Annotated in this window: 3 protein-coding genes and 2 pseudogenes; 2 read left to right on the plus strand and 3 right to left on the minus strand. The window is 55.2% G+C overall.

The features are described from left to right. Window positions 1–95: pseudogene (locus tag ACR0IK_RS24195) on the plus strand (IS6 family transposase); the annotation flags it as partial. A gap of 401 nt (window positions 96–496) precedes the next feature. Further along, on the plus strand, window positions 497–1,468 hold the full coding sequence (locus ACR0IK_RS24200; protein WP_480643664.1) for an endonuclease/exonuclease/phosphatase family protein: 972 nt from the start codon (window positions 497–499) through the stop codon (window positions 1,466–1,468). 59 nt (window positions 1,469–1,527) lie between these two features. Here ACR0IK_RS24200 and ACR0IK_RS24205 read toward each other — a convergent pair whose 3' ends face one another. The 3 genes and pseudogenes from ACR0IK_RS24205 to ACR0IK_RS24215 all read right to left on the minus strand — a co-directional run. Then, window positions 1,528–2,340, minus strand: a complete 813-nt coding sequence (locus ACR0IK_RS24205) for a helix-turn-helix domain-containing protein (protein ID WP_480643665.1) — start codon at window positions 2,338–2,340, stop codon at window positions 1,528–1,530. A 662-nt stretch (window positions 2,341–3,002) separates the two neighbouring features. Then, complete coding sequence (locus ACR0IK_RS24210; protein ID WP_480643666.1) at window positions 3,003–3,815, minus strand: DEAD/DEAH box helicase family protein; 813 nt, start codon at window positions 3,813–3,815, stop codon at window positions 3,003–3,005. A 188-nt stretch (window positions 3,816–4,003) separates the two neighbouring features. Continuing rightward, a pseudogene (locus ACR0IK_RS24215) lies at window positions 4,004–4,350 on the minus strand (hypothetical protein); the annotation flags it as partial.

Here is a 4,350-nt window from a genome sequence, read left to right on the forward strand (position 1 = left end):
CGTTAGCAGGCATCGAGGTCGCGCACATGATCCGTAAGGGGCAATTCACACCAGGACTCTGTCCGTTTCGCCAGTTCGCTGAGCTCGCAGCCTAACTCCTGAACGATTGCTGAATCGGATCGGCGGGCTCAAAACTTTGCAACAGAACCGCGGCAGGTCCTTCCGTCACAAGAGAAGGCGCACGCTCGTGCCAAAAGCGAGCCCTACTTTACAATTGGTTTTTCGGCAATTTCTGTGTGCGCAGTGCGGTGAAGCAGATAGGCGAACGGCGTGAATTTACTGCGATCCACTCCCGCAAAAATTTATCTATCCCTGCCACTGTGTCCGCTTTTCCTTGCCACCTGCAGCACGTTGATACTCCTACCCGCCAAACAGCGCTAACTTTTTGATCATATTTCAATTGCGCCATTCGAAGGTTCGATGGCTTGCTATCAGGACAGGCGGCACTCGGGCCATGCGGGTTGTCCGCCCTCTCAATCAGCAACCGGGAATGAGGATGATGACTTTCTTAAAAAAACTTGCCGGCTCTACGATCGGCCTACTGATCACGCTGGGATCCATATTGCCGGCCCGGGCGGAAACCACGCTGACTGTCATGACCTTCAACATCTGGGGCGGCGGTGCCAACGAGCAGAAACCTGTCGATGAGACGGCCGATGTCATCCGCCGTGCCGGAGCAGATATCATTGGCCTGCAAGAAACACGCCTGGAAGGCGATCCCTGCGAGGCGGAAAGCTGCCCGCCCACAGGGGAAAGCGTCGCGGCCAAACTTGCGGCTGCTCTGGGCTATCACCATTACGACCAAACCGGCGACAGCCCGGCCCTGTGGGCCAATGCCGTGATCAGCCGTTACCCCATCGACGGTCCGCTGCCCAAGAATCTGGGGGTGCGCATCGATGTTAATGGTCGGACCATCAACGCCTATAACATTCACCTAAGTGACTTTCCCTACCAGCCCTACCAGCTGTTGGAGATCGAATATGGCCCCGCCCCCTATATTCAAACCGGGGAAGAGGCTGTTCATTTTGCTTTGCAGGCAAGGGGATCCGGCCTGACTGATCTGGTTGACGCCATGACGGTCGCCGGGCCTGCGGATGCCAGTTTTGTCTTTGGCGATTTCAATGAACCCTCACATCTCGACTGGACTGACCGGGCCGTTACGGCTGGCCTGCAACCAGTGCCGGTTGCCTATCCTGTCAGCAGCAAACTTGCGGAACTGGGTTTCCTTGACGCCTATCGGACGGCGTTTCCCAATGAGGTGGCCAAGCCGGGCTTCACCTGGACACCCGGGCTGGACCCCACGGATCCCGAGGATCATCTGGACCGGATCGACTATATCTATGTCAAGGGCAGCGGGCTGAAAATCCTGAGGTCACAGGTCTGGGGCGAGGCCGTCCCCCAAGCGGATGTGGCCGTCGAGCCATGGCCATCGGACCATCGCGCGGTCACTGCGGAAGTGAAATTCTGATCAGCGAGGGGCTGCTTGCGAGCAGCCCACGGTGCCCCAGCGCCGAAGAGTCCCCGTGTTTAGAACCTCGGCGTGAAACCTTCATCATCCGGCCCGATCTCATTATCGACACAGTATTTCAAGTAGTCACCCAGTTCAGGCGAATCAACCGGGATTCGGCCGCAGGCTCGCAGCAGCGCCCTGAGGTCTGGGTCCCGGCCCATTGGCTGCCAGAAGACGCGCATGCTAATGATCTGGTGGACACTATCTGGGACGATCCCCGTCATCAGGCCTGTCAGGCTGTTGGGTTCTTCAAAATCGGAACCGTACAGGATCGTTTGCCACAAGGATCGCCCGACCCTTCTTTCGCGGTCGATGATAATCAGCCGGTCGGCGGAACCGAACACCAGGCCTTCATATTTGAGAACCTCCGGCAGATTATGGCTGTCACCGCAGACCCGCTCGATCTGCTTGCACATCAGGCTGCCTTTTTTGGAATAAATTCGAGCCAGGCTGCGATAGATGAAGGGAAGCTTCCGGTCCGGCCAGTAATAGAAAAGGTAATAGCCAGCAAATTTCTGCAAGCCCTCCTGGTCCTGTGGCCGGACCAATTGGTCAAAGAACTGGCGGGCAGGGTCGTGCCCGCCGCCGGTAATTGCCGGGCGAAGCTGAACCAACTCCTTGAATTTCTGGTGTTCCAGAAAGATCTCATTTTCATCGAGGCCGAAATGGTCGCAAATCCGCCTCAGGCTCGCCAGTGACGGCTGGGTTTTGCCGGCAAGATAGCGGCCGAACTGCTGGCGGTTGATCTTCAGCCGGCGGCTTATGTCCGAAACGGACCGGGCATATCCACTCAATAGTCGGAGATTGGCGGGCAGATCCTCAATCGGCATGGTTTCCTCATGTTATCTTAAGGCAGACGTTCATAGCGCTGGACAGGAGGCAATGGGAGCTAGCAGAAAACTCTGCGAGCGTGAGTTCCTGCCCCCTGAACTCATTTTCTCCCCAGCCAGGATGACAGTAACCGCTTTGGTTCCATATTCGAGTTGTGCCGCGCTGAGCACCCTATATCGACATTCGTTGTGAGATATGTCAACGACGGCTGGATTTCCGGCCACTTCAGCTATAGTTGGAGCCTTCCTGGGTATAGTGAAGAAGCAAGCTGGACAGCCTGCACGGGAGACCACGCACGAAATTCTGGCTGGAGTAGATGTTCTCAAATGAAAGCAGTTGCTGTTTTGCATTCATCTGGGAAATACATGCCGCTGCGGCCGGGGTTCCGAAGACGAACAATTTGGTCACAGCAGGTAGAGTGGCGAGAAGCACTGTAAAAGCTTGTGCCACATACCCTTGCGCAAAGCTCTGATTGAATTTGGCAGTTTTTTGCCCGAGGTCACAAAAGCTGCCATTCCATCAACACGCAGCATTGGTCGAAATGGGCTCGAAGTCGACGTTCGCCGCCCTTCGCATCAGTGACTAGAGCAGCCCGAAGCGGACATTCACAATTAGAAGTACAGTTTCCGAGATGCGTAAAGGAGCGGGCTTTTGCATGAGACTACATCTGATGCCAGTTTTCAACGTCTCGGGCAGCTTCCTCGACAGTACAAGCGGCCTCTACCTCCGCGATTGCACATTGTACTTCGTTCGGGCTTGCACTTAGTTCTAAGACGTTCACATCCAGGTCATGGGCTGACCCGGCATCTGAATAAATCGTATCGACCGCAATTCTGACGGCGTTTCGGTGTTGCAGCAAGTGCTCAAAAAATCGGACATAGATCGTCTCCTCATACGGAGAATGGATGTCCACCTGAGAGACTAAGCCCAAGTCCGCAGCCTTGGCGCATGTCTGGCGCCAAGCCAGTCCCATTGTCGATGGAGGTGCATCTCTGGCCTCATCAGGATGTTTTGGGTTCGCAAACGTAGACCTTCGGATGGCTTCGAGATTGGCACGCAAGTTTTTTGTGGGAACAGGATAGATGAATGTGGTTTCCTCGGATGCTAAGGCTGGTTCAACCTGATCCGGCTGCGCCTGGATGAACTCGGAAAACCTGTTTCCGATGATAGGGACTTCACCGATAATCATATCTGTGGGGTCGGTATGCTCTACCAACCATCGCGCCAGGGCTCTCCGACCCCACAGTCCGGCTGCCTTACGGATCAACGGATGAGTTCCATCCGAAACATCTGGATACTTTGCGAGTATGTCCCCGGTCTGAAACGACGCCAGTCCTGTATCCCAACGCATGATATGCACGCGACGTCCCAAGGAGACCGAAACGGATATCTGCTGGCGCAACAGGAATGACTTTCCTGATGCTGGTAGTCCGGTGAAGAAAACCATGCGGCAACAACGAGCAGCGTCGGCCAAGTGTCTTCCAATCTCAGTGTCCGCAAAACTGTCGATAGAAATTGCGAGTCTCCTAATTCGGTGTCGGCCACAGGCCGAAACAGCAATTGGGCTTTGCTGCCCAATAACCGTTTCCAGAACGCGACCTTTAAAGCCAACCAGACAATATCAGGTGCAATGCGGGTGACACGCGCACCAATGCTGCCTGATCAGTCGGTTGCGAAGCAATAAAATAAGCCCGCACCGCCAGAACGTGGCAGATGTTCCTCCCCGCAACCGCGCGAGCCGTGCGATGAGTTCCATGACACCATGTTTCGGGCATCGTTGAGACCGATACGGTCATGATGCCCGACAATCGCAGATCCGCCCTCGCTGTTCGAAGTCCAGTTGCTGCATGTCGTGTCACCACCTGCCGTAGAGAAGTAACCTGCGGAATCGGAGCCGGTCAAAATGTCATGTTTGTTCGGCTGACTACCACGCCCTTTGACGGGGTTACCGTTTTCGTCGAGCGCAGTCTGTAGATTAATGTTCACGCCGTCACTGTGCAGGTCTTCAA

This window comes from Ruegeria sp. BF7 (genome assembly GCF_056538605.1).

Excerpts from the sequence above, each read along its gene's own strand:
- ACR0IK_RS24200 (WP_480643664.1), top strand. The coding sequence starts at position 497 with ATGATGACTTTCTTAAAAAAACTTGCCGGCTCTACGATCGGCCTACTG.
- ACR0IK_RS24205 (WP_480643665.1), bottom strand. The coding sequence starts at position 2,340 with ATGCCGATTGAGGATCTGCCCGCCAATCTCCGACTATTGAGTGGATAT.